Source organism: Pseudomonas sp. WS 5532, from assembly GCF_012985445.1.
Lineage (GTDB): Bacteria > Pseudomonadota > Gammaproteobacteria > Pseudomonadales > Pseudomonadaceae > Aquipseudomonas > Aquipseudomonas edaphica.
On the sequence record NZ_JAAQWK010000005.1, the window covers coordinates 266,666 to 293,292 of the forward strand.

The following is a 26,627-nucleotide window of genomic DNA, read 5'->3' on the forward strand; positions in this document are numbered from 1 at the left end:
ATTCATGGGTCATGCCCTTGCTCCCGGTCGTAAGGAGCCGTTCGTTCCACGTCAGTGAACACCTCACAGGCCGCAGGGGCCTTGATCCCTGATAACACTCAACAGCCGTGGCGGGACTACGTGAGGACAGCCAGCAATGAACGAGGAGAGGGCCCATGCAACAGTTAGATCCGAAGCTTGAACTACCACGACCACCTCGACCGCTGATTGAGTCGAATCCCGTGGCCCAGCCTTATCCGGTGCAGGCACTGGGTGGGATTCTTGGGCCTGCGGTGGAACGCATGGCCGAGGTCATCGGCGTGCCCCAAGCACTGGCCGCGCAATCGGTGTTGGCTGCCTCGGCGCTGGCTACCCAAGGTCATGCGGGCTTACAGCTCGACGGGAGAAATTATCCCCTGTCGCTGTACCTGATCACGGTGGCAGCGTCGGGGGATCGTAAAACGGCGGCAGACCGATGCGCATTGCTGCCGGCACGGCAATGGGAGCGTGAGCAGTGGCAGCGTTACCGCGAACAGCTTGCACGGCACCGTGCCGCACAGCGGCAGGCGCAGCGTATCAATCCTGCCGATCCTGAGTCTGCGAACGGGGCGCCGCTCGAAGCGGAGCCCTCAGCCCCTAGGCTGATCACCACGGACCCAACTATCGAGGCCCTGATCAAGGGGCTCTGTCATGACCTGCCCAGCATGGGGCTGTTCTGTGATGAGGGGGGACAGTTTCTCGGCAGCAGCACCATGAGCCGGGATAACCGTTTGAAAGCGGTCACGACCTTGTCGTCACTTTGGGATGGCAGTCCGATAGATCGCGCGCGTTCCATGGTTGGTGAAAGCCTACGAGCCTATGACCGGCGTTTGAGCCTGCATCTGATGCTTCAGCCGTATTTAGCCATGCAGTTACTCAGTGATCCGTTGCTGCAGGGGCAGGGCATTCTCGGTCGCTGTCTGATGACCTGGCCCTCCAGCCTGGCAGGGCAACGCAGCTACCAGGCTGTCGACTTGTCGAAAGACGGCGACTTGAAGCGCTATCACCACCGCATCTCGGCGCTGTTTCATCAGCCCTGGTCACTTACATCTGACGGTGCTCTGCAGCTATCACCGCTGACCCTCAGTCCGTTGGCCCGCCGTCGGTGGATAGATCTGCATGATGCCATCGAAGCCCAGTTGGGTGAGTTTGGCGAGCTGGCCTGCGTGCGGCCTAGCGGATCGAAGGCCGCCGATAACCTGCTGCGTGTCGCCGGCATTCTGGCAGTGGTGGAGGAGAGCAGCGTCGTGGAGGTCGACCATATCCAACGGGCCTCCGCTTTAGTCGGCTACTACCTCAACGAGATCCAGCGCCTGACAGAGCAGGAGCCAGTGTGTCGAGTAAAAGAGGAGGCAGACCGGCTGCTGCGATGGCTACAGGTCAAAGATTGGAAGCGTTTCAGTATTCGTGAATTGAATCGCAACGGTCCCCGCTTTGCCCGCAAGAGCAGTCGTCATGCCGCCAAGCTACTGGTCGAGTTGATTGATCATCAGTGGTTGATCACTGATGGCCACACCTTCGAGGTGCGCCATGTTTAATCTTGATGAAGCGCTGCGCAACCATCTGGCTCAGCGTCAAAAGGAGCCCAAAGCGCGATTTGTCGCCGCTACTGTCGCCACTTTGTCGCCACGCTCAAAACCAAACAGGACAAGGGTTGTCGCCGCTGTCGCCGGTGTCGCCACTACCCACAAAACTATTGCCTCGACGACAGCCATCATCCAATGGTTGGAAGAGCAGGGCGCGCAACTCTACGTCGCCAACAACACGCTTTGTTTCCGTCCAACTGATTGGGCCCAGTTCGCTATGGTGAGTGCACACTGGCAAGCCCTTCTACATGAGCTTGCTGCAGTCGATCAGGAACAGAAAAATGGCTCGCGTCGGTAAGCGAGCGGGGCGAAATTTCGGCTTCGGTCGCCAGCTCAGCTATGCCGGACCGCAAGCCTTGAAAGATCTGTTTGGCGACGGCCATTTTGCTACCGTCAAAGCCCATAGCGATCGGTGGCAGGCCTTCGTGAATTGGTGTCGATCCGAGGAAGGGCCGAGGCTCAATGACGCGCGTCAGATCGACCGCGAGATCCTCATGCGGTACGCCGCCTATATGAGGCAGCAGGTTGACCAGGGCAACGTCGGCATCGCCACCGCGCAGAACCGACTGTCAAGCGTGAACCGAACGATGGCTGCGCTGCGCGGTGATCAGTACGTCAAAATCCCCAGTCCGAGCAAGGCGCTGGGTATGCAGCGCTCAAACGTGCGCGGGGAGGCACCGCAAGGCCAAGATCGTGCTCAGATCGAGTTGATCGCACGCGCACTGTCAGAGCGAGGTCAGCAACGAGTGACCGCAATTGTGCATCTGGCTCGAGAGACTGGTATGCGCCTGCGTGAAGCGATCCTGGCTGACCTGCCCCGACTGCAACGTGAGGCCGGGCAACTGGGCAAGATCAACATCCAAGACGGCACCAAAGGTGGTCGGTCAGGCGCGTCAGCACCGCGCTGGATCGCGGTCACTGATCAAATCCGTGGCGTCTTGGATAGGGCCTGGGAGGCTTCACCCAGCGGCAGTCGGAACCTGTTGGCTCCCAACGAGAGCTACAAAGAGTTTATGCAATCAGTTGTGCGACCGGCACGGGACCTCCTGCATGAACATGGATTGAAAGGCTTTCATGAGCTGCGGGCGGCTTACGCCTGTGAGCGCTATGAGCAACTAATCGGCTTTCCTGCACCCGTTAATGGTGGTCGTGTTCGTCAAGAGGATCGAGCACTCGATCAGCGAGCCCGTAAGCAGATCAGCCACGAGTTGGGACATAACCGCATCGATGTGGTGAGTGCCTACATCGGAGGCCGGCGATGACGGCCGAGTTCGACATAGCGTTGTTCCTGCGCCCCGTGCTCAAAGGTGCACATGCCACGCAGCAGCGGCACATCAGGCAAGCAGAAAGGATGCACGAGGTGATTCGTGAACGCTGGGGTTGCGCGACTCCCTGGTTCTGGAGAGAGAAGCACGTGAGATGGTTTCTGGAGCACTATTTGCGATGCTCAGCTCCAGCTACCATCTATTACTACGAGTTAACAGCAGGGTTGATCCGCCGTAGAAAGGCAAAAACCGTGGTTGCCTAATAGACCTTTAAGCGTGAGCCCCTGAGTATGGGAATGCAGAGCCTTCCCATACTCAGGGGCTTGGCTGAAAAAGCGCAGGCATACCAGAGATTTGGCAACTGTCGTCACTCCTTTCACCCTACGACACGACACGACACGAATCGTAGCCGGTGCCGCGTACCTTTTGGATGTTCAGCGAATCGGTACGACGTTGCGATCTCTGGTTTGATTGATAGCCGATGCCGACAGGCTGCCGGTGGCCGCGTTCTGGATATGTTCACTCCACCAAGCCATCATCGGACGCCGGCGTTCGATGTAGTCAGTCCTGTTGTAGGCGCTACGAACTTCGTCCTTGTCGACATGCGCCAGCGCGACCTCGATCAGTTCCGGATCCCAGCCATGCTCATTCAGGATGGTACTCGCCATCGAGCGCAAGCCGTGGCTGACTAGACGGTCCTGAAAGCCCATGCGCTTCAACGCCATGTTGGCGGTCTGGCTATTGGCATGGGTGCGAGGGTTTCTATCTGAGGGGAACACGTACTCTCTGTTACCACTGAGTTGCTTGAGCGTTTCCAGTAACGAAAGTGCCTGATCGGTGAGGGGGATTGTGTGCGGGCGCCGCTTTTTCATGCGCTCTGGCGGAATGGTCCAAATGCGCTTGTCGAAGTCGATATCTGCCCATCGTGTGGTGGCTGCTTCGGCGGGGCGGGTCATCGTGTGCAACTGCCATTCGATCAGGCAGCGGGTCGTGCGCTTGATGCTGGCATTCGCGATTTCCATCATCAGCTCGGGAAGCTCCTCAGGTGGCAGCGCAGCCATGTTCTCTTTCTTGGGTTTCTTGAACACCGCCCGAATTCCATTGAGGGGGTTCGCAAATATCAGCCCGGAGTTGACCCCGTAGGTCATGATCTCGTTGAGTCGTTGGCTCAATCGTTTCACGGTTTCGAGGCTCCCTTTGGCCTCGATTGGGCGAAGGATCTTGATAACCGTCGGAGCAGTGATTTGAGAGAGCGGCGTTGTTTTCATGCTTGGGAACACATGGAGCGTCAGCGATCTCCAAATGTCTTCGGCGTAGGCTTTGGTTACGGAGTCTTTCTTCAGCTCGAACCAGGCGGTGGCCACCTTCTCGAACGTGTGTTCAGTCTCAGCAAGTCTGGCTTGCCTTACCTCATCACGCTGGGTTTTGGGATCAATGCCCAAAGCGAGCAGCTCACGCGCCTCTGCTGCTTTCTTCCGGGCGTTGGCCAGCGAGAGGTCGGGGTATGGACCGAGCGCCATATTAAGACGGGCTCTGGTCAACGGCTCGCGGTAATTGAAATTCCATATCATCGAGCCGCTGGCGCGTACTCGAAGCTGCAGGCCGTCGCCGTCGCTGAGGACGAAGTCTTTACCAGTTGCCTTGACTGCCTTGAGCTGGCGATCGGAGAGGCGGGTTGCGTTAGTAGGCATGGGGGCTACCTCCAGCACAGTTTTGGTATCCTGAAAATAGCATTTGGTAACTCGGGATACCACCTGGGATACCAAAGCGCATGGAACTCAGAAACCCTCCAAAGCCGCCAAAAGAGCTGAAACCCTCGTATTTACTGGGTTTCAGGCACAAAAAAAGACGTCCGTGGACGTCTTTAGTTGATCAAATGGTGGAGCCGGGGGGATTTGAACCCCCGTCCGCCAGTACTCCGCTGTCGGTACTACATGCGTAGCCGTTTCTATTAAGTTAACCCTCAGCGACCCGAAGGGCAGGGTGCTTTGGGCGAGTTGTGTAAGTTTTAGCCGCTTCGTCCACAACGTACTGCACGGCGATTCTGTTCTATATGACAATCACTTTGGGTTTACAGACATCCCCTGGTGATTGCTGGACCCGAAGGTACCAGAAGCTCAGGGCTAAGGCTGCTTACGCAGCGAGAGCGAATTCCTGGCCGTAGTTTTCGTCATTGGCAACTATAAGAAGTTGCAACAGTGGATTTACGAGTTCTGTTACCAACTCGGCATGCACCTAAAGTTTCGCGACCGGCGTCGAATCCTAAACGGCCCCGTGCTTGTAACTCGTTGTTTCTTAGTGAGTGACAAGCCTGTGCAGTGTACGCCAAACCGTCACGGAAGGCCAACCCGAAGGTTGGCCCTGCGTATCAGCAGCGCTTATTGGCCACCTTTCTCGCTGTTCTGCAGATCTTGCAGGGCCTTGGAGGTGATCTCGATGCATTTTTTGTCATCGCCAGCGGCGTGCGCGGCTTTGGCCTGGGACACGGCGGTGTCTATTTCGCCCTTTTTGCCACTGGTGTCGGTGGCGAGCAGGGCTTGGCCGTTGTTGATTTTGTCCAGGTTGATTTTGCACAGGTCCGGCTCGCCGGCAGCAAAAACAGGCGAGGCCAACATTGCGGCGGTGATGAACACGCCAGCAAGAGCAGTACGCTTCATGGGGTATCTCCTTGAGCAAATAAGGCTCGATGCTGCGCCGAGGCGGGGCAGCCAGCGAGGTCACGGATGAGCCTCGTTCGCCGAGGCCTATTCAAGTGACTGCGCCGGCACGCAGGGGTTCTGTTTTATTTGCAGGTTTCATGGGCGCGGGCCTGGGTGACGCGGTCTACGAGGTAGACCAGGCCGTGGTAATCGATACCGCCATGCTGGCTCAGGCCGATCTCGCAGGTGCGGCTGGTGGAAATGCCTTCGCTGCAATGTTGCACCGCGTCCTTGAGCGAGCGCAGTGAGTGGGCGTTGAGTTCCGGGGTGGTGAAGCCTTTGTCGCCAGCGAAGCCACAGCAGTGAATGCCTTCCGGGATCACCACGGTGGTGGCGCAGCGCCGCGCAAGGTCGATCAAGGCCTGGCTTTCGCCCAGGTGCTGGGTGCTGCAGGTGACATGCACGGCGATGGGGGCTTGCTGTGGCGTGAAGTCGAGGCGGTCCATCAGGTGGGTGCGGATAAAACGCACCGGGTCGTAGAGGTCCAGGCGGGTTTCGCCGAGGTCTTGCACCAGCCGCAGGGTGCAGGGGCTGGTGTCGCAGTAGATCGGGTCGAGGCCGCCACGGCTGGCGTGGAGCAGGGCGCCGATCAGCTCCTGGCGCTTGTGCTCGGCTTGGTCGGCGTAACCTTTGGAAGCAAACGGCTGGCCGCAGCACAGGCTGTCCTGGTTGTCGGGAAACACGACTTGGTAACCGGCTTTTTCCAGCAGGCCGCGGGTTTTGTCGTACAGCGACATCTGCTCTTTATCGTCGGCTGATGGGCCCATGGCGCGTGAGACGCAGGCGGCCAGGTAAACCACGCGCGGGCGCTCGTCTTCAACTGCCGGGCTGAAGCGGATGGCTTTTTCCGGCTGTGGCATGGCCTTGCTCCACTGCGGGATCTGCCCCTTGGACAGCTGTGTGATTTTTGCCGAGAGCTTCGCCAGGCGAGGCGCGCCCAGCAGCATGCGCGCGCCATTGGCGACATGCAGGGTAAAGCGCGCACCTTGCATGGCCGTGGCGAAATGGCCGGCCAGCCAGTCGGCGGTTTTCGTACGGTCGGCGTCGCGAGCACGCAGCTTTTTCACCAGGTCGCCGGTATTGATGCCGACCGGGCAGCGTTGCGCACACAACCCGGTGGCGGCGCAGGTGTCGATGCCTTGGTAATGGTAGGCCGCTTCCAGTTCGGTGGTGTCGACGCCTGCGCGTCTCTTTGCCTGGATATCGCGCCAGATCACGATGCGCTGGCGCGGGCTGAGCGTCAGGCCTTTGGAAGGGCACACGGGCTCACAAAAACCACACTCGATGCACTTATCCACAAGCTCGTCGGCCGCAGGCAGCGGCTTAAGGTGCTTAAGGTGGATTTGCGGGTCTTCGCTCAGCACCACGTCGGGGTTAAGGATGCCGTTGGGGTCGAGCAGGCGTTTAAGCTGCCACATCAACTGGTAGGCATCGCTGCCCCATTCCAGCTCGACGAAAGGCGCCATATTACGGCCGGTGCCGTGTTCGGCTTTCAGCGAGCCACCGAACTCCACGGCTACCAACTGCGCCACGTCGTCCATGAACGCCTGGTAGCGTGCGACTTCTTCCGCGCTGTTGAAGCCTTGAGTGAAGACAAAGTGAAGATTGCCTTCCAGTGCGTGTCCGAAAAGTATTGCTTCGTCGTAGTGATGTTTGTCGAACAACTCGATCAAGCGGTTTACGCCGATGGCCAGTTGCTCGACCGGGAAGGTCACGTCTTCGATGATCACCGTGGTGCCGGTTTTACGCACGGCGCCGACGGCCGGGAACGTGTCTTTGCGGATGGCCCACAGGCGGGCGTTTTCCAGTGGGTCCTGGGTGAAGTCGACCTGTTTTTCTACCGGGAAGGCGGCCAGGGACGCCATGATCAGCGCCAGTTGTTCCTGGAGTAATGAAGGTGATGCGGCACGGGATTCGATCAGCAGCGCGCAGGCGTTTTCCGATAGCTGCTGTACGAAAGCCGGCATGCCGGGTTTGTCCTGCACCGAGCGCATGCTGCGCCGGTCCAGCAACTCAACGGCGGAGACGGGCTGGGTTTTGAGCACCGTTACAGCATTGCAGCAGGTTTCCACATCCGGGAACACAATCAGCGCCGAGGCCTTGTTCGGGTGGTCGATCACCGTGTCGTAGGTCACTGCGCTGATAAAACCAAGGGTGCCTTCGGAGCCCACCAGCAGATGGCTGAGGATATCCAGAGGTTCATCGAAATCCACCAAGGCGTTGAGTGACAGGCCGGTGGTGTTTTTCAGACGGTATTTGTGGCGGATTTTTGCAGCCAGTTCGGCATTTGCCCGCGTCTCCCGGCCCAGCGTGGCCAGGCGCTCCAGCAGCTCGCCATGCTGTTGGCGAAAGGCGCTGACACTGGCCGCGTCCTCGGTATCCAGCCGGCTGCCATCAGCCAGCACCAGGCGGATGCCGGCCAGGGTGTGATACGTGTTTTGCGCGGTGCCACAGCACATGCCGCTGGCATTGTTGGCGACGATGCCGCCGATCTTGCAGGCGTTGATCGAGGCCGGGTCGGGGCCGATCTTGCGCCCGAACGGCGCCAGCCACGCATTGGCCTGGGCGCCGATCACGCCGGGTTGCAGGCGGATCTGCGTGCCTTGGCCACGAATTTCGCGGCCATTCCAATTGTCGCCCAGCACGATCAGCACCGAGTCGCTGATGGCCTGACCGGACAAGCTGGTGCCGGCTGCGCGGAAGGTCACGGGTACGCGGTCGCGCTGGGCCAGATGCAGCAGCGCCACGACTTCGTCTTCTGACTCCACGCGAACCACCAGCTGTGGGATCAGTCGGTAAAAGCTGGCGTCAGTGCCGAAGGCGAGGGTGGAAAGAGGGTCGTCGAAGCGACGATCTTTCGGGATCAGTTGTGCGACGTCGCTCAGGAAAGCAGCAGGCAGGCTCATCGGTCCTCCAGAAATAGCTGACGCCGGCATCGTTGTCCGGCGTCGATTCTTACCCTGTTACGCGCAGGTTTTAGTGCACCAGCATACCGGTGAACCAGTAGGCCTGCGCCAGCGTGATCAGCCCGACGATGGTGGCAAAAAACAGGCTGTGCTTGAGGGTAAAGCGGAACAGGTCGGACTCTTTGCCCACCAGGCCGGTGGCGGCGCAGGCCACCGCGATTGATTGTGGCGAGATCATCTTGCCGGTCACACCGCCGCTGGTGTTCGCTGCTACCAGCAAGGTGTCGTTGACGCCGATCTGATGCGCCGTGGTGGCTTGCAGCGAGCTGAACAGGGCGTTGGACGAAGTGTCGGAGCCTGTCAGGAAAACCCCCAGCCAGCCGAGGAACGGCGAGAAGAACGGGAAGGCAGCGCCGGTGCCGGCCAATACCAGGGCCATGGTCGAGGACATGCCGGAGTAGTTGGTGACGAAGGCAAACGCCAGCACCATGCCAATGGACAGGATCGGCCAGCGCAGTTCGTAGAAGGTCTCTTTTAAAGTGGTAAGACCAGTCTTGAGGTTGATTTTCAACACCAGCATCGAAATCAGTGCAGAGAAGAAAATCGCGGTGCCGGTGGCTGAAATCGGGTCCAGCTTGAACACGGCCGGAATCGCCGTGGGGTTGGTGACGATCGGGGCGACCTTGATCACCAGTTGATCCAGGTGCGGGATCGCGAAGTTGAACACCCAGCTGTACATCGAACCGCCGGCGGCGAACATCGCTTTGAACGGCTTGAGCGTCCAGATAGTGACCAGCACGGTGAGGATCAGGAACGGCGACCAGGCTTTGAAAATCTGCCCCAGGCTGTAAGGCGAGGCGACGGTTTGGCGTGGTTGACCGAAGCCACCTGCGCTGGCGGTGACCGCTGCGGCGGAGGTGGCGCCGGCAATCTGTGCGCCGGCGCTGCGTTTGGGCTGCCAGACTTTCAGGAACAGCGTCAGCGCTACCAGGCTGGCCAGGGCCGAGGTGATGTCCGGCAGTTCCGGGCCAATGAAGTTGGAGGTGAAGTATTGGGTGACGGCAAAGCTCAGGCCCGCTACCAGTGCGGCTGGCCAGGTTTCGCGAACGCCGCGCAGGCCGTCCATCATGAACACCAGCCAGAACGGCACGAACAGCGACAGCAGCGGTAACTGGCGGCCGGCCATGGCGCCGATCTTGAACGAATCGATACCGGTGACTTGCCCGGCGACGATGATCGGGATGCCCAGCGCGCCGAACGCTACAGGCGCGGTGTTGGCGATCAGGCACAGGCCGGCGGCGTACAGCGGGTTGAAACCCAGGCCCACCAGCAGTGCGGCAGTAATTGCCACAGGGGCCCCAAAACCGGCTGCGCCTTCAAGGAAGGCGCCAAAGCAGAAGCCAATCAACAGCACCTGCAAGCGCTGGTCATCGGTAATCGACAGGACCGAGCTGCGGATGATTTCAAACTGCCCGCTCTTGACCGTCAGTTTGTAGAGGAATACGGCAGCGACGATGATCCAGGCGATGGGCCACAGGCCATAGGCAAACCCGTAACCGGCGGCGGCCAGCGCCATGTCTACCGGCATCTGGAACGCGAAAATCGCCACCAGGATCGACAGCGCCAGGGTGATGCTGCCTGCCACGTGGCCTTTTAGGCGGAACACGGCCAGTGCCAGGAAGAAAAATACGATCGGGATAACGGCGGCCAGTGCGGACAGGCCAAGGCTGCCGAGTGGGCTGTAGAGCTGTTGCCAGGTTTGCATAATGGGGTGGCCCCTGATTGTTGTTGTTTGGTAAGCTTGGATAATTGGTAATACCAATTTACAGTCGCTGTTGGCTAGAGTAAAAGCCTTGGCAGGGGTGTGTCAATTTGCCGCCCACGAAACTTTGGTCGTAGCGGTGTAGGTGAGGTGTTCTGGTTGGGTCAATCGAAGGCGTTCTGATAGGTGCCGCAAGCGCGGCGATAGGCGAGAATAGAGGGCCTGGCGAGTGGTCGGGTTTGTGGAGAGTGAGTTATGGGGTTTGATCAGGTGCGTCAGCGCCGTTTGTCTGACGATATTGTCGAGCAGCTTGAGGGCATGATCCTCGAGGGCACGCTCAAGTCGGGCGAACGCTTGCCGGCCGAGCGCGCTTTGGCTGAACAGTTTGGCGTGTCGCGCCCTTCGCTGCGGGAGGCGATCCAGAAGCTCGCGGCCAAGGGGTTGTTGGTCAGCCGCCAGGGCGGCGGTAACTATGTGGCGGATTCTCTGGGCTCGACCTTCAGTGATCCGTTGCTGCACCTGCTGGAAAATAACCCGGAGGCTCAGCGGGATTTGCTGGAGTTTCGTCAGACCCTGGAAGCGTCCTGTGCTTACTACGCCGCATTGCGTGCTACTGAGGTCGACCGCGAGCGGCTGACCGCAGCGTTTGAGGCGCTGCAGGATTGCTACACCCGCGCCGATGAAGTTAGCCGGCTGGAAGAGGGCGCAGCGGATGCGCGCTTTCACCTGGCAATCGCTGAGGCCAGCCATAACGCCGTGTTGCTGCACACCATTCGTGGGCTGTTCGATTTGCTCAAGCGTAACGTGGTGACCAATATCGGCGGCATGTACCAGCAGCGTACAGAAACCCGCGACATGCTCATCAGTCAGCATCGGGATTTGTATTTGGCGATTATCGAAGGGCGCGCCGAGCAGGCACGGGAAGTCTCAACACGTCACCTGCTCTATGTGCAGGAAGTGTTGGAGGAGGTGCGTCAGGAAGTTCAGCGCGTGGCCCGGGCGGAGCGACGTAAAGGGATGTAGCCCGCGTGGGCTACACCGTCACAAGGATTACTCTTCCTTGCCCTTGTTGCGCACGGCGCGATGCAACTCACGGTTGGAGTCGCGCTCACGCTCGGTATCGCGCTTGTCGTATTCCTTCTTGCCCTTGCCCAGCGCGATCTCGCACTTGACCAGGTGCTTGCTCCAGTACCAGGACAGGCAGATACAGGCATAGCCTTTCTGCTGTACGGCGGCAGCGAGCTTTTCCAGTTCGCGGGCGTTGAGCAACAGCTTGCGCGTGCGCACCGGGTCGGCAATCACGTGGGTGCTCGCGGTGGTCAGCGGGGTGATATGACTGCCCAGCAGCCATGCCTCGCCATCTTTGAGCAATACGTAGCTGTCGACCAGTTGCAGCTTGCTGGCGCGCAGACTTTTTACTTCCCAGCCGGCCAGGACCAGACCAGCCTCGAACCGATGTTCGATGAAGTAATCGTGTCGCGCCTTTTTATTTTGCGCGATGGTCCCTGTGGGGTGTTTCTTTTGTTTAGCCATAGGGGCGGCATTATAGGGAGTTGCGAGCGTATCGGCTACGGTCAACCTGCGTGCTTGAGCGTGTTGGACGAATCCCGGACAATACCGGCAGTTCTCTGGTTTTTTTCTCTCGCGGATCGGGCTGTTCTTTCGCGATGTTTGCCTCAAGCAGTGGAAGTAACGCTCACATGACGACGCATATTCAACGTTCGGCTTTATTGCCTTATCCGGCTCAGGCGCTCTATGACCTGGTCAATGACGTAGCGCGTTACCCGGAGTTCCTGCCTTGGTGCTCAACCGCCGAAGTGCTGGAAAGCAGTGATGAGCATATGGTCGCCAGTGTCGGGGTAGCCAAGGGTGGGCTTAGCCAGCATTTTGTTACGCGCAATGTGCTGGTGCCGGGCAAATCCATTGAGATGAACCTGCAGGAAGGGCCGTTCACCCAGTTGCATGGGGTATGGGTATTCAAGGCGCTGACCGACAAGGCCTGCAAGATCAGCCTGGACCTGTCCTTTGATTACGCCGGCCCGATTGTGCGGGCGACCTTGGGGCCTTTGTTCAACCAGGCGGCCAACACCCTGGTGGATGCATTCTGTCAGCGGGCCAAACAACTGCATGGTTGAGATTGAAGTGGTGTACGCCGCTGAGGATCGCCAGGTCTTGCTGGCGGTGACGGTGCCTGCGGGCACCAGCCTGAGGGCTGCGGTGCTGGCGTCGGGGATTACTGAGCAATTTCCAGGCTTGGTATTGGCGGATTGCCAACTGGGCATATTCGGCAAAGTGGTCGCCGATGCGCACGTGCGTGTTGCGCAGCCAGGTGATCGAATTGAGATTTATCGGCCCTTACTGGCAGACCCCAAGGAAGTGCGCAGGCTGCGTGCGGCCAAGGCGGCCTTGGCGCGGCAGCAGAACCCATAAGGCTGCCAATCGGCAGGCAACAAAAAGCCCGGCATGCCGGGCTTTTTATCGAGCGCCGCAAAATTACTGCGGGCTGGTGTCCAGAGGCTGTGGCGTCGGGACAGGAACGGTCTGCACGCCGTCGACGTCCTTCTGGATCTGATCCAGCAAGGAGCCAGGCTTGGCCGGTACTTCGGACTTAGGCTTCTCTGCTTCCTGCGCTGGCGCAGTCACATTGGTGCCGTTGTCCTTGCCGAGCAAGGCTTCATCACGGCTTACGCCGGGCATGAAGTCACCGGACAGGCTCACAAGCTGGTCATTGCCATTGAAGATGACACTGACGCGCTCCTGCTGGCGCTCACCGCCACCTGGCTGGATGCTGTAGAGATAATCCCAGCGATCGGCATGAAAAGTGTCGGTCAGCAGGGGGTTGCCCATAATAAACCGTACTTGCCGTCGGGTCATTCCCGGGCGTAACTGGTCTATCATGTCCTGCGTGACGACATTGCCCTGCTGGATGTCGATTTTGTAAACCCCGGGGAATGAACAACCGGCGAGTGCGAGCAGTCCCACAAGGGTGAAACTGGTTAGCAAGAGCTTGGTGTTTTGCATCGGTGGGCGACTTCCACTATCTTGGCTGGGACAACGTAAACGCCGATCATACCCGTATTAAGAGAAGCTGCGAAGCAGCATCCGCGAGAAAGCTAACCATGGTTGAAAATAGCGAACTACGCAAAGCCGGTCTTAAAGTGACTCTGCCACGAGTCAAGATTCTACAAATGCTCGATTCTGCTGAGCAGCGCCACATGAGTGCCGAGGATGTTTACAAGGCGCTGATGGAGTCTAACGAGGACGTTGGCCTGGCCACGGTTTACCGTGTGCTGACCCAGTTTGAAGCCGCAGGGCTGGTGGTTCGTCATAATTTCGACGGCGGTCATGCAGTGTTCGAATTGGCTGACGGTGGTCATCACGATCACATGGTTGACCTGGATACCAATGAGGTTATCGAGTTCACCAGCCCGGAAATCGAGAAGCTCCAGCATCAGATCGCTGAGCAGCATGGATTCGATTTGGTGGACCATAATCTGGTCCTGTACATCCGTAAGAAAAAGTAAAAATCGACACAGATTTGCTCTGTGAAACGATAGAAGGCGACCCTAGGGTCGCCTTCGTGCTTTCTATAAGAGAGAAAATAGAGCGAAAAAAGCTCGGTTCAAGCCTTGGCTGCCACTACCATCTTCTTCGCGTGGGCCAGGGACTCTTTCGTCAGGTCGATGCCGCCCAACATCCGCGCCACTTCTTCTACCCGCTCCGATTTGTTCAGCTTGGACACGGCCGTATGCGTCGCATCGCTGCCGCGCACTTTGTGTACAAATAAATGCTGATGCCCTTGGGCGGCCACTTGCGGCAAGTGAGTCACGGTGAGCACCTGGCCACGCTCCCCAAGGCGGCGCAGCAGTTGGCCGACAATCTCCGCCGTCGGCCCGCCAATCCCCACGTCCACTTCGTCGAATACCAGCGTGGGTACCCGCGAGGTCTGGGCGGTAATGACCTGAATCGCCAGGCTGATCCGCGACAGCTCACCGCCGGACGCCACTTTCGCCAGTGCCTTGAGCGGCTGGCCAGGGTTGGCGCTCACCAGCAGCTCCACCTGTTCCAGGCCATGGGGTTGCAGCTCGTTGCTGGTGTTGGCGTGCAGCTCAATGGTGAAGCGCCCGCCAGGCATGCCCAGGCGTTGAATTTCCTGCTCCACGGCACTGGCCAGGCTGGTAGCGGCTTGCTGGCGCAGGTCGCTGAGCTCGCGGGCCTTTTCCTGGTAATGGCGGGCGAAGGAGGCGAGTTCATCGCCCAGCCGTTCAATGGATTCATCATTGGCGTTGAGGGTTTCGATCTCATCCAGCAGCTTTTGCTGCATCGTCGCCACTTCGGTCGGCTGGATACGGTGTTTGCGCGCCAGGGTATAGATAGTGTCCAGGCGCTCTTCGATTTCCTGCAGGCGCGCCGGGTCGGCGTCGAAGTGATCGAGGAAGCGATTCAGTTCGCCTACGGCTTCTTCTACCTGGATCTGCGCACTGGTCAGCAGGGTGGTGGCCTCGCTCAAGGAGCCCGACCCGCTGTTCACGCTTGATAGGCGGTTGAGGCTGGCGGTGAGTGCATTGAGTACATTGCCCGAATCACTTTCGCTGCATTGCTCCACCACTTGGCGGCAGATACCCAGCAGGGTTTCGGCGTTGGTCAGGTTCTTGTGTTCCTGCTCCAGTTGCTCCAGCTCGGTTTCGCCAAGGCCCAGGCTCTCCAGCTCTTCAAGCTGATAGCTGAGCAGTTGATGGCGAGCGCGTTGTTCGTCGCCGGAATTGGAAAGTCGCTCCAGCTCCTGGCGGGTTTGCCTCCAGCGCTGGGCGGCAAGCTGCACCTGGCGCGCCAGGTCGGTGGCGCCGGCGTATTCGTCGAGCAGGCGGCGATGAGTGTCGGTTTTCAGCAAGGATTGGTGTTCGTGCTGGCTGTGGATATCGATCAGCAACTCGCCCAGTGCCTTTAAATCGCCAAGCGGGCAGGGCGTGCCATTGATGTAGCCGCGTGAACGACCTTCCGCCGTAATGACGCGGCGCAGGATGCACGGGCCTTCATTATTAAGGTCGCGCTCGGCCAGCCAGGCCTCGGCTTCGGGAATATCGGCCAGGTCGAACGTGGCCAGAATGTCGGCCTTGTCTGCGCCGGGGCGTACCACGCCACTGTCGGCGCGGTCGCCCAGGGTCAGGCCCAGGGCGTCGAGCATGATCGATTTGCCGGCGCCGGTTTCGCCTGTGATTACGCTCATCCCGCGATCCAGTTCGAGATCCAGGTGTTCAACGATGGCGTAGTTATGTACGGACAGGTGCACCAGCATGACGGCCGCTCCCAGGCTTTAGGTCTGGTTATTTATACAGTGTTTTATTCAGGGCTGGCAATCCTGGTGCTTAGCTCAATTTGCTTGAGTGCGCGGATTTTTTAGCGCAAAGCGCAATGACGCTGCCGGAATTGATCCAGAGCAAGCGAAAGACTTTTGGTAACGCCTGCGCCCTTGAACCTGAAAATTGTGGCCCCATATACCGGAACAGAAGCGCGAGTTGAGTTCGCGCATGATTTTGAAAGGAGAAATCTATGGCTGACGAACAGACGCAGGATACGCAAACTCCAGACGCCAATTCGGCTGCCGGTGATGAACTGGCAACTCGTGTGCAAGTGCTCGAAGAGCAATTGGCCGCTGCGCAGGATCAATCTTTGCGTGTTGCCGCCGATCTGCAGAACGTCCGCCGCCGTGCCGAGCAGGATGTCGAGAAAGCTCACAAATTCGCGCTGGAAAAATTCGCCAACGACCTGCTGCCGATTATCGACAGCCTGGAGCGTGGCCTTGAGTTGTCCAACCCGGATGACGAAAACATCCGTCCGATGCGCGAAGGGATCGAGCTGACCCTGAAAATGTTCCAGGACACCCTGAAGCGTTATCAGTTGGAAGCCATCGATCCGCAAGGCGGTGAGCCGTTCAATGCTGAGCATCACCAAGCCATGGCCATGCAGGAAAGCCATGACCTGGAGCCTAACAGTGTACTGAAAGTGTTCCAGAAGGGTTATCAGCTCAACGGTCGCTTGCTGCGCCCGGCGATGGTAGTGGTGAGCAAGGCTCCTGCACCCGTTGCACCTTCTATTGATGAGCAGGCTTGAAATCAGTCGTAACGGCCCCATCTATAAGTCAAGCGTTTAAGTGCTACCGCAGTTAGCCACCACTGCTGCGGCAACCTAATTAAAGTTTCGGGAGAGTAAATCATGGGCAAAATTATCGGTATCGACCTGGGGACTACCAACTCCTGCGTCTCCGTGCTGGAAAACGGCGTTGCTAAAGTTATCGAAAACGCCGAAGGCGCGCGTACCACGCCGTCGATCATTGCTTACGCCAACGACGGTGAAATCCTCGTAGGTCAGTCGGCCAAGCGTCAGGCTGTGACCAACCCGCACAACACCCTGTACGCGGTTAAGCGTCTGATCGGTCGTAAGTTCGACGAAGAAGTCGTACAGAAAGACATCAAGATGGTCCCTTACAAAATCGCCAAGGCTGACAACGGTGACGCCTGGGTTGAAGTAAACGGCCAGAAAATGTCGCCGCCGCAAATCTCGGCTGAAATCTTGAAAAAGATGAAGAAAACCGCCGAAGACTACCTCGGTGAAGCCGTGACTGAAGCGGTGATCACCGTTCCGGCCTACTTCAACGACAGCCAGCGTCAGGCGACCAAAGACGCCGGCCGCATCGCTGGCCTGGACGTAAAACGTATCATCAACGAACCCACCGCAGCCGCTCTGGCTTACGGTATGGACAAGGCCAAGGGCGACCACACCGTGATCGTTTATGACCTGGGTGGTGGTACTTTCGACGTCTCCGTCATCGAGATTGCTGAAGTTGATGGCGAGCACCAGTTCGAAGTGTTGGCCACCAACGGCGACACCTTTCTGGGTGGTGAAGACTTTGACATTCGTCTGATCGACTACCTCGTTGACGAATTCAAGAAAGAAAGCGGCATGAACCTTAAGGGTGACCCGCTGGCGATGCAGCGCCTGAAAGAAGCCGCTGAAAAAGCCAAGATCGAGCTGTCTTCGGCTCAGTCGACCGACGTGAACCTGCCGTACATCACTGCAGACGCCACTGGTCCTAAGCACTTGAACGTGAAAATCTCGCGTTCCAAGCTCGAAGCGCTGGTTGAAGACCTGGTACAACGCACCATCGAGCCTTGCCGCATTGCGCTGAAAGACTCCGGTATCGATGTTGGCTCGATCAACGACGTGATCCTGGTTGGCGGTCAGACCCGTATGCCACTGGTTCAGAAGCTGGTCACCGAGTTCTTCGGTAAAGAAGCACGTAAAGACGTGAACCCGGACGAAGCGGTTGCCATGGGTGCTGCGATCCAGGGTGCGGTATTGGCCGGCGACGTGAAAGACGTTCTGCTGTTGGACGTCAGCCCGCTGACCCTGGGTATCGAAACCATGGGTGGCGTGATGACCGCGCTGATCGAGAAAAACACCACGATTCCTACCAAGAAATCGCAAGTGTTCTCGACTGCCGACGACAACCAGGGCGCTGTGACCATTCACGTGCTGCAAGGTGAGCGTAAGCAAGCCGCTCAGAACAAGTCCCTGGGCAAGTTCGACCTGGCTGAGATTCCACCAGCACCACGTGGCGTGCCGCAAATTGAAGTGACCTTCGACATCGATGCCAACGGTATCCTGCACGTAGGTGCCAAAGACAAGGCGACCGGCAAAGAGCAGAAGATCACCATCAAGGCCAACTCCGGTCTGTCTGATGAAGAAATTCAACAGATGATTCGTGATGCTGAAGCCAACGCTGATGCGGATGCCAAGTTTGCTGAGCTGGCCGGTGCACGTAACCAAGGCGATGCCCTGGTTCACTCGACGCGTAAAATGGTCTCCGAAGCAGGCGACAAAGTGACCGCCGAAGAGAAGACCGCGATCGAAGCAGCTGTGGTTGCCCTGGAAACCGCCATTAAAGGCGACGACAAGGCTGCCATCGAAGCCAAGGTTGAGGAGCTGTCGAAAGTCTCCGCACCGGTTGCCCAGAAAATGTACGCCGAGCAAGGCCAGCCGGCAGAAGGCGCTGCACAGCACGCAGAGCCTGAAGCCAAGCACGATGATGTTGTCGATGCCGAGTTCGAAGAAGTCAAAGAGCAGAAGTAAGTTGGTTGCCCGGTTGACCGCTATCAAGCGGTGACTGGTAGGATGTCGCCGCGCGGGAGCTTGCTCCCGCGTTGGCGTGTCTGGGGTATGTGAATTTTTACAGCATGCGACAAGGTTCGGGTGCTGGCGGTGTGATCGGGAATGCTCCTGCTTTCCGAGCAGTAAATACCGCATTTTTGGCCGGGTCCCTGGCTAAAAAGTAGTTATGACCAGGATCGTTGAATTGACGTGAGTTGGGTCCGGGCCTGTATTGGGGCTCAACGAGTTCGGCAAGGCTCAGGAGGGCCGGGCTGAACGTCCTTAAGAGTGCAAAGACTTATGGCAAAGCGTGACTATTACGAAGTGTTGGGTGTGGAGCGCGGCTCCAGCGAGGCGGACCTGAAAAAGGCTTACCGTCGCCTGGCGATGAAGCACCACCCGGACCGTAATCCGGATAGCAAAGAATCCGAAGAGATGTTCAAAGAGGCCAATGAGGCCTACGAATGCTTGTCTGATTCCAGTAAACGCGCGGCCTACGACCAGTATGGCCATGCCGGTGTCGACCCGAGCATGGGTGGCGGCGGTGCCGGTTTTGGTGGTCAGAACTTCTCCGATATTTTCGGCGACGTGTTCAGCGACTTCTTTGGTGGCGGCCGTGGCGGTCAGCGCGGCGGTGCCCAGCGTGGCAGTGACTTGCGTTACACGCTGGAGCTGAACCTGGAAGAGGCTGTGCGCGGTACCACGGTCAATATCCGTGTACCGACACTGGTCAATTGCAAGCCGTGCGACGGTTCGGGGGCCAAGAAGGGGTCCTCGCCGATTACCTGCCCGACCTGTGGCGGTATTGGCCAGGTGCGCATGCAGCAGGGCTTCTTCTCGGTGCAGCAGACCTGCCCGCGCTGCCATGGCCAGGGCAAGATCATTTCCGATCCGTGCGACTCCTGCCACGGCGAAGGTCGTGTCGAAGAGTACAAGACCCTTTCGGTGAAAGTGCCGGCGGGTGTTGATACCGGTGACCGTATTCGCCTGTCTGGCGAAGGCGAGGCGGGCACTCAAGGTGGCCCGACGGGCGACCTGTACGTGGTGATCAATGTGCGTGAGCACTCGATCTTCCAGCGTGATGGCAAACACCTGTTCTGCGAGGTGCCGATCAGCTTTGTCGACGCGGCATTGGGCGGCGAGCTGGAAATTCCGACCCTTGATGGTCGGGTCAAGCTCAAGATCCCGGAAGGCACCCAGACCGGCAAGCAGTTCCGTATCCGTGGCAAAGGCGTTGCGCCGGTGCGCGGTGGCGGTGCTGGCGACTTGATGTGCCGTGTGGCGGTGGAAACGCCCGTCAACCTCGGCCGTCGTCAGCGCGACCTGCTTGAAGAGTTCCGCAGCTCGTTGGAAGGCGATGACTCCCATTCGCCGAAAACCACCGGCTTCTTCGATGGCGTGAAGCGCTTCTTCGGCGACTTGTAAGGACGTGAATATGCGACGTATAGCCGTAATGGGCGCTGCTGGGCGCATGGGCAAGACCTTGGTCGAGGCGGTGCAGCAGCGCTCGCCGGCCTCCGGGCTGACGGCGGCGATTGTTCGCCCTGGCAGCACGCTGATCGGTGCGGACGCCGGTGAGCTGGCTTCGCTGGGTCGCATCGGCGTTTCGTTGTCGGGCAACCTGGAGCAGGTGGCTGACGAGTTTGATGTGCTGATCGACTTCACCTTGCCGGAAGTGATGCTGAAAAACCTGGCGTTCTGCCGCAAGACGGGCAAGGCCATGGTCATCGGCACCACAGGCTTGAATGCCGAGCAGAAGCAGTTGCTGGTGGAGGCGGGCAAGGATATTCCGATCGTCTTCGCCGCCAACTTCAGCGTCGGCGTGAACCTGTCGCTCAAGTTGCTGGACCTGGCCGCGCGCGTGTTGGGTGATGAGGCGGATATCGAGATCATCGAGACCCACCATCGCCACAAGATCGATGCACCGTCGGGTACTGCGCTGCGCATGGGTGAGGCGATTGCCGATGCCCTGGGGCGCGACCTGTCCAAAGTCGCTGTTTACGGGCGTGAAGGCCATACCGGTGCGCGTGCCCATGACACCATCGGCTTTGCCACTGTGCGCGGTGGTGATGTGGTGGGTGATCACACCGTGCTGTTTGCAAGTGAAGGCGAGCGCCTGGAGATCACGCACAAAGCCTCCAGCCGCATGACATTTGCCAAGGGTGCGGTGCGTGCGGCGCTCTGGCTGGAAGGTCGTGAGCCTGGTCTGTATGACATGCGCGACGTGCTGGATCTGCACTAAGAGTAGCCAAAACCGGGCCTCAAGCTTATGCTTAGGCCCCGTTTTTACCCGCTAGGCGACGTCCTGTCGCATTCCCCTGCCTTTAAGGCTCATTAGCGGTGGACCAAAAAAGCCTTTTTCTGTAAGCTACAGCTTTAGTGTGTCCACTAAAAGCGCGCAGAATAATTCAGTGAAGAAGCGGGGTGACGTGTCCATACGTCACTCCGCTTTTTTACAACCTGCGATCGCCCTTTCAGGCTTTATTTACGGGAGGTCTTCTTGACTAAGCCAGCCATACTCGCCCTTGCTGATGGCAGCATTTTTCGCGGCGAAGCCATTGGAGCCGACGGTCAAACCGTTGGAGAGGTAGTGTTTAACACTGCCATGACCGGCTATCAGGAAATCCTTACCGATCCTTCCTACGCCCAGCAAATCGTTACCCTGACCTATCCGCACATCGGCAACACCGGTACAACGCCGGAAGACGTTGAGTCTGATCGTGTCTGGTCGGCCGGTCTGGTCATTCGTGATCTGCCACTGGTTGCGAGCAACTGGCGTAACACGATGTCGCTGTCCGATTACTTGAAAGCCAACAATGTTGTGGCGATCGCCGGTATCGATACGCGTCGCCTTACACGCATCCTGCGTGAAAAAGGCTCGCAGAACGGCTGCATCATGGTCGGTGACAATATCTCCGAAGAGGCGGCGATTGCCGCTGCCCAAGGCTTCCCTGGCCTGAAGGGCATGGACCTGGCGAAAGTTGTCAGCGTCAAAGAGAAGTACGAGTGGCGCTCCACTGTCTGGGACTTGAAGACCGACAGTCACGCGACCATCGACGCCAGCGAGCTGCCATACCATGTTGTGGCCTACGACTACGGCGTGAAGTACAACATCCTGCGCATGCTGGTTGAGCGCGGCTGCCGCGTGACCGTGGTGCCGGCGCAAACGCCTGCGAGCGATGTGCTGGCCCTGCAACCGGACGGCGTGTTCCTGTCCAACGGCCCGGGTGACCCTGAGCCATGCGACTACGCCATCCAGGCAATCAAGGACGTGCTGGAAACCGAGATTCCGGTATTCGGCATCTGCCTCGGTCACCAACTGCTGGCCCTGGCGTCCGGCGCCAAGACCCTGAAAATGGGCCACGGCCACCACGGTGCCAACCACCCGGTACAAGACCTGGACACCGGCGTTGTGATGATCACCAGCCAGAACCACGGTTTTGCGGTGGATGAAGCAACCTTGCCGAGCAACGTTCGCGCCATTCACAAGTCGCTGTTCGACGGCTCCTTGCAAGGCATCGAGCGCACCGACAAGAGCGCGTTCAGCTTCCAGGGCCACCCTGAAGCCAGCCCTGGCCCGAACGACGTAGCGCCGCTGTTCGACCGTTTCATCAATGAGATGGCCAAGCGACGCTGACTGAGAGGCCTGCGGGCGGCCCCGAACCTCGGTGGCCCCCGCAGGCTCTTCAACGATTGTTCAAGACGGCTTGCCGACTGACCTGCGGATTTGAGTGACAAACCCATGCCAAAACGTACAGACATAAAAAGCATCCTGATTCTCGGCGCTGGCCCGATCGTGATCGGCCAGGCTTGCGAATTCGACTACTCCGGCGCCCAGGCCTGTAAAGCCCTGCGCGAAGAGGGTTACCGCGTCATCCTGGTGAACTCCAACCCGGCCACCATCATGACCGACCCGGACATGGCCGACGCCACTTACATCGAACCGATCAAGTGGCAGACCGTTGCCAAGATCATCGAAAAAGAGCGTCCCGACGCGCTGCTGCCGACCATGGGTGGCCAGACCGCACTCAACTGCGCCCTGGACCTGGAGCGCGAAGGCGTTCTGGAGAAGTTCGGCGTAGAGATGATTGGCGCCAACGCCGACACCATCGACAAGGCTGAAGACCGTTCGCGTTTCGACAAGGCCATGAAGTCCATCGGCCTTGACTGCCCGCGCTCCGGCATTGCCCACAGCATGGAAGAGGCCAACGCGGTTCTCGAAAAGCTGGGCTTCCCGTGCATCATTCGTCCGTCCTTCACCATGGGCGGCACCGGTGGCGGTATTGCTTACAACCGTGAAGAGTTCGAAGAAATCTGCGCCCGTGGCCTGGACCTGTCGCCGACCAAAGAGCTGCTGATCGACGAATCCCTGATCGGCTGGAAAGAGTACGAGATGGAGGTTGTCCGCGACAAAAAGGACAACTGCATCATCGTCTGCTCCATCGAAAACTTCGACCCGATGGGCGTGCACACCGGCGACTCGATCACCGTTGCTCCGGCGCAGACCCTGACGGACAAGGAATACCAGATCATGCGTAACGCCTCGTTGGCGGTACTGCGTGAGATCGGCGTTGAAACCGGCGGTTCCAACGTTCAGTTCGGCATCTGCCCGGACACTGGCCGCATGGTCGTCATCGAGATGAACCCGCGTGTGTCGCGTTCTTCGGCACTGGCTTCGAAAGCGACCGGCTTCCCGATTGCGCGCATCGCCGCCAAGTTGGCGATCGGTTACACCCTGGACGAGCTGCAAAACGAAATCACGGGCGGCGCTACGCCGGCGTCTTTCGAGCCGTCCATCGACTACGTCGTGACCAAGCTGCCGCGCTTTGCCTTCGAGAAGTTCGCCAAGGCCGACGCACGCTTGACCACTCAGATGAAGTCGGTTGGCGAAGTAATGGCCATCGGCCGGACCTTCCAGGAATCCCTGCAGAAAGCCCTGCGCGGCCTGGAAGTGGGTGTTTGCGGCCTGGATGAAAAGCTCGACCTGAGCAACCCGGAAAGCATGAGCGTGCTCAAGCGCGAGCTGACCGTGCCGGGCGCCGAGCGTATCTGGTACGTGGCCGATGCTTTCCGCGCGGGTATGACCGTCGAACAGATCTTCGGCATGAACATGATTGATCCGTGGTTCCTGGTGCAGATCGAAGATCTGATCAAGGAAGAAGAGAAGGTCAAGACCCTCGGTCTGTCCTCTATCGACCGCGACCTGATGTTCCGCCTCAAGCGCAAAGGTTTCTCCGATCAGCGTCTGGCCAAGCTGCTGGGTGTGACCGAGAAGAACCTGCGCACCCACCGCCACAAGCTGGAAATCTTCCCGGTCTACAAGCGCGTTGATACCTGCGCGGCCGAGTTCGCCACCGACACCGCGTACCTGTACTCCACTTACGAGGAAGAGTGCGAGGCCGCGCCGTCGGGCCGCGACAAGATCATTATCCTGGGCGGCGGTCCGAACCGTATTGGCCAGGGTATCGAGTTCGACTACTGCTGCGTACACGCCGCCCTCGCGCTTCGCGAAGACGGGTACGAGACCATCATGGTCAACTGCAACCCGGAAACTGTTTCGACTGACTACGACACTTCCGACCGTCTGTACTTTGAGCCGGTAACCCTGGAAGACGTGCTGGAAATCTGCCGCGTCGAGAAGCCGAAAGGCGTGATCGTGCAGTACGGCGGCCAAACCCCGCTGAAACTGGCGCGTGCCCTGGAAGCGGCCGGCGTGCCGATCATCGGCACCAGCCCTGACGCCATCGACCGTGCCGAAGACCGTGAGCGCTTCCAGCAAATGGTCGAGCGCCTGAACCTGCGTCAGCCGCCAAACGCCACCGTGCGCAGCGAAGACGAAGCCATCCGCGCCGCCAGCAAGATTGGCTACCCGCTGGTGGTGCGTCCGTCCTACGTATTGGGTGGCCGGGCGATGGAAATCGTCTACGAAGAAGAAGAACTCAAGCGCTACCTGCGTGATGCGGTGAAAGTGTCGAACGACAGCCCGGTGCTGCTGGACCACTTCCTCAACTGCGCCATCGAAATGGACGTGGATGCGGTGTGCGACGGTACCGACGTAGTCATCGGCGCGATCATGCAGCACATCGAACAGGCTGGCGTTCACTCCGGTGACTCCGCTTGCTCGCTGCCGCCGTACTCGCTGCCAGCGCACATCCAGGACGAGATGCGCGAACAGGTCAAGAAAATGGCCTTGGAACTGGGCGTGGTCGGCCTGATGAACGTTCAGTTGGCGCTGCAAGGCGAAGACATCTACGTCATCGAAGTGAACCCGCGTGCTTCGCGTACCGTGCCATTTGTTTCCAAGTGCATCGGTGTGTCCCTGGCCATGATCGCTGCCCGCGTGATGGCGGGTAAGACCCTGAAGGAAATCGGCTTCACCAAGGAAATCATTCCTAACTTCTACAGCGTGAAAGAGGCGGTGTTCCCATTCGCCAAATTCCCTGGTGTGGACCCGATCCTGGGCCCAGAGATGAAGTCCACCGGTGAAGTGATGGGTGTGGGTGACACTTTCGGTGAAGCATTCGCCAAGGCCCAGATGGGCGCCAGCGAAGTGCTGCCGACCGGCGGTACTGCGTTTATCAGCGTGCGTGATGATGACAAACCACTGGTTGCAGGCGTGGCCCGTGATCTGATCAACTTGGGCTTTGAAGTCGTGGCAACTGCCGGGACCGCCAAGCTGATCGAAGCTGCCGGCCTGAAAGTACGTCGCGTGAACAAGGTGACGGAAGGCCGTCCGCACGTGGTCGACATGATCAAGAATGACGAAGTCACGCTGATCATCAACACCACCGAAGGTCGCCAGTCGATCGCGGACTCCTATTCCATTCGTCGTAATGCCTTGCAGCACAAGATCTACTGCACCACCACCATTGCTGCTGGCGAAGCCATCTGCGAAGCGCTCAAGTTCGGTCCGGAAAAGACCGTGCGTCGCTTGCAGGATCTACACGCAGGATTGAAGGCATGACCAAATACCCAATGACCGTCCAGGGCGCCAAAGCCCTGGAAGAAGAACACGCCCATCTGACCAAGGTCGTCCGCCCGAAGCTGAGCCAGGACATCGGTACGGCCCGCGAGCTGGGTGACTTGAAGGAAAACGCCGAATACCACGCTGCTCGTGAGCAGCAAGGTATGGTCGAGGCGCGGATCCGTGATATCGAGGGTCGCATGCAGAATGCGGTCATCATCGATGTCACGACCATCCCGAAGACCGGCAAAGTGATTTTCGGCACGACCGTAGAAATCGCCAACGTCGAAACTGACGAGCGCGTGGTTTACCACATCGTCGGTGAAGACGAGGCTGACTTCAAACTCGGTAAAATCTCTGTTGGCTCGCCACTGGCCCGCGCCCTGATTGCCAAGGAAGAGGGTGATGTGGTGACCGTTAAGACGCCAGGTGGCGTTACCGAGTACGAGATTGTTGAAGTTCGTCACGTCTGAAAGGCGGCGCCCGCTTCGTGCGGGCGCCATGCTTTGGCAGCTCGCCCAGATGCTTTGGGTGGGTGGCCTATGGTTGTTGCACATCGGTGTGCTGCCGGTGTTGGGCCTGATTGGCCTGGCACCGCTGCTGATCGATGAGCTCAACGGAATGCTGAGTGCGCTGCTGGTGGGTTTTGCAGCGGCGTGCGTGACGCTCCAGGCATTGGTGCTGGTCAAGACCGAGGGTTTGAGGAGCTTGTGGCGGGATATTCGCGGCCAATTGCTGTTGATGGCGCTGTATGCGTGCGCAATGTTTTGCGTGGTGCATGTGTGGCTGCCGCAAGCGTTGCGCTGGCAGCTATTCAGCTATCTTGTGCTAGGGTTCTCCGGCCTGGTGCTGGTTATACAGCCGGCACCGGGATGGAGCGGCGGGGCGCGCGAAGCACGCCCGTGACCCTTGTATTACTTGAAGCGGTGTACGTTCGACAGCTGCTTGTTGACGCTGAAGTTCTTGCGATACAGCAGTGCCATCTTGCCGATGACCTGTACCAGGTCCGCTTTGCCGACCTTGCACAGTTCTGCAATGGCGGCCAAACGCGCTTCGCGGTCAAGGATGTTGACCTTGATCTTGATCAGTTCATGATCGCCCAATGCGCGTTCCAGTTCGGCTAACACACCTTCAGTCAAACCGTTGTCTGCCACAATCAGAACTGGTTTCAGATGGTGGCCAATGGATTTGTACTGTTTCTTCTGCTCTTGAGTGAGCGGCATAATCTGACCCCTGCGTCTGATCTTGTAAAAAGCGGCGGCCAGTTTACCCGAGCGAG

At 58.8% G+C, this 26,627-nt stretch carries 24 protein-coding genes and 1 other RNA gene; 16 read left to right on the plus strand and 9 right to left on the minus strand.

All coding sequences use genetic code 11. The annotated features are described in order from the left end of the window. Positions 1-155 precede the first annotated feature (155 nt). Genes HBO23_RS11785 through HBO23_RS11800 form a run of 4 tightly spaced genes read left to right on the plus strand, consistent with a single transcriptional unit; the run spans position 156 to position 3,132 of the window. Positions 156-1,556, plus strand: a complete 1,401-nt coding sequence (locus HBO23_RS11785) for a YfjI family protein (RefSeq protein ID WP_032699727.1) — start codon at positions 156-158, stop codon at positions 1,554-1,556. Next, positions 1,549-1,902, plus strand: a complete 354-nt coding sequence (locus HBO23_RS11790; RefSeq protein ID WP_170038157.1) for a hypothetical protein — start codon at positions 1,549-1,551, stop codon at positions 1,900-1,902. Before HBO23_RS11785 ends, HBO23_RS11790 begins: the two co-directional genes overlap by 8 nt. Then, complete coding sequence (locus tag HBO23_RS11795) at positions 1,886-2,866, plus strand: integrase domain-containing protein (RefSeq protein WP_170038159.1); 981 nt, start codon at positions 1,886-1,888, stop codon at positions 2,864-2,866. Before HBO23_RS11790 ends, HBO23_RS11795 begins: the two co-directional genes overlap by 17 nt. Then, entirely contained in the window at positions 2,863-3,132 is a 270-nt protein-coding gene (locus HBO23_RS11800) for a hypothetical protein (protein WP_170038161.1), read from the plus strand. The genes HBO23_RS11795 and HBO23_RS11800 overlap by 4 nt, the downstream gene beginning before the upstream one ends. A 171-nt stretch (positions 3,133-3,303) precedes the next feature. Here the strand turns inward: HBO23_RS11800 and HBO23_RS11805 are convergent, their stop codons facing one another. From HBO23_RS11805 to HBO23_RS11825, 5 genes are all read right to left on the minus strand, one after another. Further along, positions 3,304-4,560 (minus strand): integrase domain-containing protein, encoded by a 1,257-nt coding sequence (locus HBO23_RS11805; protein ID WP_170038163.1) that lies wholly within the window; start codon positions 4,558-4,560, stop codon positions 3,304-3,306. A gap of 186 nt (positions 4,561-4,746) precedes the next feature. Continuing rightward, positions 4,747-5,143: a transfer-messenger RNA gene (ssrA, locus tag HBO23_RS11810) on the minus strand. Between the two features lie 104 nt (positions 5,144-5,247). Beyond that, complete coding sequence (locus tag HBO23_RS11815; protein ID WP_170038165.1) at positions 5,248-5,526, minus strand: hypothetical protein; 279 nt, start codon at positions 5,524-5,526, stop codon at positions 5,248-5,250. A gap of 125 nt (positions 5,527-5,651) precedes the next feature. After that, entirely contained in the window at positions 5,652-8,474 is a 2,823-nt protein-coding gene (locus HBO23_RS11820; protein ID WP_170038167.1) for an FAD-binding and (Fe-S)-binding domain-containing protein, read from the minus strand. Positions 8,475-8,544: 70 nt separating this feature from the next. Beyond that, positions 8,545-10,239 (minus strand): lactate permease LctP family transporter, encoded by a 1,695-nt coding sequence (locus HBO23_RS11825; protein WP_017139270.1) that lies wholly within the window; start codon positions 10,237-10,239, stop codon positions 8,545-8,547. Positions 10,240-10,491: 252 nt separating this feature from the next. Between HBO23_RS11825 and HBO23_RS11830 the strand changes: the two genes are divergently transcribed. Beyond that, positions 10,492-11,259, plus strand: coding sequence for a GntR family transcriptional regulator (locus tag HBO23_RS11830; protein WP_017139269.1), 768 nt, complete (start codon positions 10,492-10,494; stop codon positions 11,257-11,259). Positions 11,260-11,286: 27 nt separating this feature from the next. On the opposite strand, the gene smpB is transcribed toward HBO23_RS11830, so the two are convergent. Then, positions 11,287-11,769 (minus strand): SsrA-binding protein SmpB, encoded by a 483-nt coding sequence (gene smpB, locus HBO23_RS11835; RefSeq protein ID WP_003176160.1) that lies wholly within the window; start codon positions 11,767-11,769, stop codon positions 11,287-11,289. A 167-nt stretch (positions 11,770-11,936) separates the two neighbouring features. Between smpB and HBO23_RS11840 the strand changes: the two genes are divergently transcribed. Beyond that, on the plus strand, positions 11,937-12,371 hold the full coding sequence (locus tag HBO23_RS11840; protein ID WP_005791512.1) for a type II toxin-antitoxin system RatA family toxin: 435 nt from the start codon (positions 11,937-11,939) through the stop codon (positions 12,369-12,371). Continuing rightward, positions 12,364-12,666, plus strand: coding sequence for an RnfH family protein (locus HBO23_RS11845; protein ID WP_170038169.1), 303 nt, complete (start codon positions 12,364-12,366; stop codon positions 12,664-12,666). The genes HBO23_RS11840 and HBO23_RS11845 overlap by 8 nt, the downstream gene beginning before the upstream one ends. Before the next feature lie 63 nt (positions 12,667-12,729). Here the strand turns inward: HBO23_RS11845 and HBO23_RS11850 are convergent, their stop codons facing one another. Beyond that, complete coding sequence (locus HBO23_RS11850; RefSeq protein WP_017139267.1) at positions 12,730-13,257, minus strand: outer membrane protein assembly factor BamE; 528 nt, start codon at positions 13,255-13,257, stop codon at positions 12,730-12,732. Between the two features lie 98 nt (positions 13,258-13,355). On the opposite strand from HBO23_RS11850, the gene fur reads away from it, so the two are divergent. After that, entirely contained in the window at positions 13,356-13,760 is a 405-nt protein-coding gene (fur, locus tag HBO23_RS11855; protein WP_017139266.1) for a ferric iron uptake transcriptional regulator, read from the plus strand. Between the two features lie 98 nt (positions 13,761-13,858). Here fur and recN read toward each other — a convergent pair whose 3' ends face one another. Then, positions 13,859-15,532: a DNA repair protein RecN gene (recN, locus tag HBO23_RS11860; RefSeq protein ID WP_017139265.1), complete on the minus strand. Its 1,674-nt coding sequence runs from the start codon at positions 15,530-15,532 to the stop codon at positions 13,859-13,861. A 254-nt stretch (positions 15,533-15,786) separates the two neighbouring features. Between recN and grpE the strand changes: the two genes are divergently transcribed. From grpE to HBO23_RS11900, 8 genes are all read left to right on the plus strand, one after another. Then, complete coding sequence (gene grpE, locus HBO23_RS11865) at positions 15,787-16,347, plus strand: nucleotide exchange factor GrpE (protein WP_017139264.1); 561 nt, start codon at positions 15,787-15,789, stop codon at positions 16,345-16,347. Positions 16,348-16,449: 102 nt separating this feature from the next. Next, positions 16,450-18,366, plus strand: coding sequence for a molecular chaperone DnaK (gene dnaK / locus HBO23_RS11870; RefSeq protein ID WP_017139263.1), 1,917 nt, complete (start codon positions 16,450-16,452; stop codon positions 18,364-18,366). A 318-nt stretch (positions 18,367-18,684) separates the two neighbouring features. Next, a complete protein-coding gene (gene dnaJ, locus HBO23_RS11875; RefSeq protein WP_170038171.1) occupies positions 18,685-19,809 on the plus strand; it encodes a molecular chaperone DnaJ in 1,125 nt (374 codons plus the stop codon). 10 nt (positions 19,810-19,819) lie between these two features. Then, on the plus strand, positions 19,820-20,626 hold the full coding sequence (dapB, locus tag HBO23_RS11880) for a 4-hydroxy-tetrahydrodipicolinate reductase (RefSeq protein WP_170038173.1): 807 nt from the start codon (positions 19,820-19,822) through the stop codon (positions 20,624-20,626). Between the two features lie 258 nt (positions 20,627-20,884). Next, the gene (gene carA, locus HBO23_RS11885; protein WP_017139260.1) at positions 20,885-22,021 is read left to right on the plus strand and encodes a glutamine-hydrolyzing carbamoyl-phosphate synthase small subunit; all 1,137 of its coding nucleotides are present in this window, start codon (positions 20,885-20,887) and stop codon (positions 22,019-22,021) included. Between the two features lie 105 nt (positions 22,022-22,126). Beyond that, positions 22,127-25,348, plus strand: coding sequence for a carbamoyl-phosphate synthase large subunit (gene carB / locus HBO23_RS11890; protein WP_017139259.1), 3,222 nt, complete (start codon positions 22,127-22,129; stop codon positions 25,346-25,348). Then, positions 25,345-25,821 carry a transcription elongation factor GreA gene (greA, locus tag HBO23_RS11895; RefSeq protein WP_170038175.1) on the plus strand — a complete coding sequence of 159 codons (477 nt, stop codon included), beginning with the start codon at positions 25,345-25,347 and terminating at the stop codon, positions 25,819-25,821. Before carB ends, greA begins: the two co-directional genes overlap by 4 nt. A gap of 28 nt (positions 25,822-25,849) precedes the next feature. Next, positions 25,850-26,254 (plus strand): MFS transporter, encoded by a 405-nt coding sequence (locus HBO23_RS11900; RefSeq protein WP_170038177.1) that lies wholly within the window; start codon positions 25,850-25,852, stop codon positions 26,252-26,254. Between the two features lie 8 nt (positions 26,255-26,262). Here HBO23_RS11900 and HBO23_RS11905 read toward each other — a convergent pair whose 3' ends face one another. Then, a complete protein-coding gene (locus HBO23_RS11905) occupies positions 26,263-26,571 on the minus strand; it encodes a YhbY family RNA-binding protein (protein ID WP_017139256.1) in 309 nt (102 codons plus the stop codon). Positions 26,572-26,627: the final 56 nt, after the last annotated feature.

What these genes read in the sequence shown, in the direction of transcription:
- dapB (WP_170038173.1), top strand. Translation starts at nt 19,820, where the DNA reads ATGCGACGTATAGCCGTAATGGGCGCTGCTGGGCGCATGGGCAAGACC.
- HBO23_RS11850 (WP_017139267.1), bottom strand. Translation starts at nt 13,257, where the DNA reads ATGCAAAACACCAAGCTCTTGCTAACCAGTTTCACCCTTGTGGGACTG.
- HBO23_RS11815 (WP_170038165.1), bottom strand. Translation starts at nt 5,526, where the DNA reads ATGAAGCGTACTGCTCTTGCTGGCGTGTTCATCACCGCCGCAATGTTG.
- grpE (WP_017139264.1), top strand. Translation starts at nt 15,787, where the DNA reads ATGGCTGACGAACAGACGCAGGATACGCAAACTCCAGACGCCAATTCG.
- HBO23_RS11840 (WP_005791512.1), top strand. Translation starts at nt 11,937, where the DNA reads ATGACGACGCATATTCAACGTTCGGCTTTATTGCCTTATCCGGCTCAG.
- smpB (WP_003176160.1), bottom strand. Translation starts at nt 11,769, where the DNA reads ATGGCTAAACAAAAGAAACACCCCACAGGGACCATCGCGCAAAATAAA.
- HBO23_RS11830 (WP_017139269.1), top strand. Translation starts at nt 10,492, where the DNA reads ATGGGGTTTGATCAGGTGCGTCAGCGCCGTTTGTCTGACGATATTGTC.
- HBO23_RS11805 (WP_170038163.1), bottom strand. Translation starts at nt 4,560, where the DNA reads ATGCCTACTAACGCAACCCGCCTCTCCGATCGCCAGCTCAAGGCAGTC.
- fur (WP_017139266.1), top strand. Translation starts at nt 13,356, where the DNA reads ATGGTTGAAAATAGCGAACTACGCAAAGCCGGTCTTAAAGTGACTCTG.
- HBO23_RS11790 (WP_170038157.1), top strand. Translation starts at nt 1,549, where the DNA reads ATGTTTAATCTTGATGAAGCGCTGCGCAACCATCTGGCTCAGCGTCAA.
- HBO23_RS11825 (WP_017139270.1), bottom strand. Translation starts at nt 10,239, where the DNA reads ATGCAAACCTGGCAACAGCTCTACAGCCCACTCGGCAGCCTTGGCCTG.
- dnaK (WP_017139263.1), top strand. Translation starts at nt 16,450, where the DNA reads ATGGGCAAAATTATCGGTATCGACCTGGGGACTACCAACTCCTGCGTC.
- HBO23_RS11905 (WP_017139256.1), bottom strand. Translation starts at nt 26,571, where the DNA reads ATGCCGCTCACTCAAGAGCAGAAGAAACAGTACAAATCCATTGGCCAC.
- carB (WP_017139259.1), top strand. Translation starts at nt 22,127, where the DNA reads ATGCCAAAACGTACAGACATAAAAAGCATCCTGATTCTCGGCGCTGGC.
- greA (WP_170038175.1), top strand. Translation starts at nt 25,345, where the DNA reads ATGACCAAATACCCAATGACCGTCCAGGGCGCCAAAGCCCTGGAAGAA.
- HBO23_RS11785 (WP_032699727.1), top strand. Translation starts at nt 156, where the DNA reads ATGCAACAGTTAGATCCGAAGCTTGAACTACCACGACCACCTCGACCG.
- HBO23_RS11800 (WP_170038161.1), top strand. Translation starts at nt 2,863, where the DNA reads ATGACGGCCGAGTTCGACATAGCGTTGTTCCTGCGCCCCGTGCTCAAA.
- HBO23_RS11900 (WP_170038177.1), top strand. Translation starts at nt 25,850, where the DNA reads ATGCTTTGGCAGCTCGCCCAGATGCTTTGGGTGGGTGGCCTATGGTTG.
- dnaJ (WP_170038171.1), top strand. Translation starts at nt 18,685, where the DNA reads ATGGCAAAGCGTGACTATTACGAAGTGTTGGGTGTGGAGCGCGGCTCC.
- HBO23_RS11795 (WP_170038159.1), top strand. Translation starts at nt 1,886, where the DNA reads ATGGCTCGCGTCGGTAAGCGAGCGGGGCGAAATTTCGGCTTCGGTCGC.
- HBO23_RS11845 (WP_170038169.1), top strand. Translation starts at nt 12,364, where the DNA reads ATGGTTGAGATTGAAGTGGTGTACGCCGCTGAGGATCGCCAGGTCTTG.
- HBO23_RS11820 (WP_170038167.1), bottom strand. Translation starts at nt 8,474, where the DNA reads ATGAGCCTGCCTGCTGCTTTCCTGAGCGACGTCGCACAACTGATCCCG.
- recN (WP_017139265.1), bottom strand. Translation starts at nt 15,532, where the DNA reads ATGCTGGTGCACCTGTCCGTACATAACTACGCCATCGTTGAACACCTG.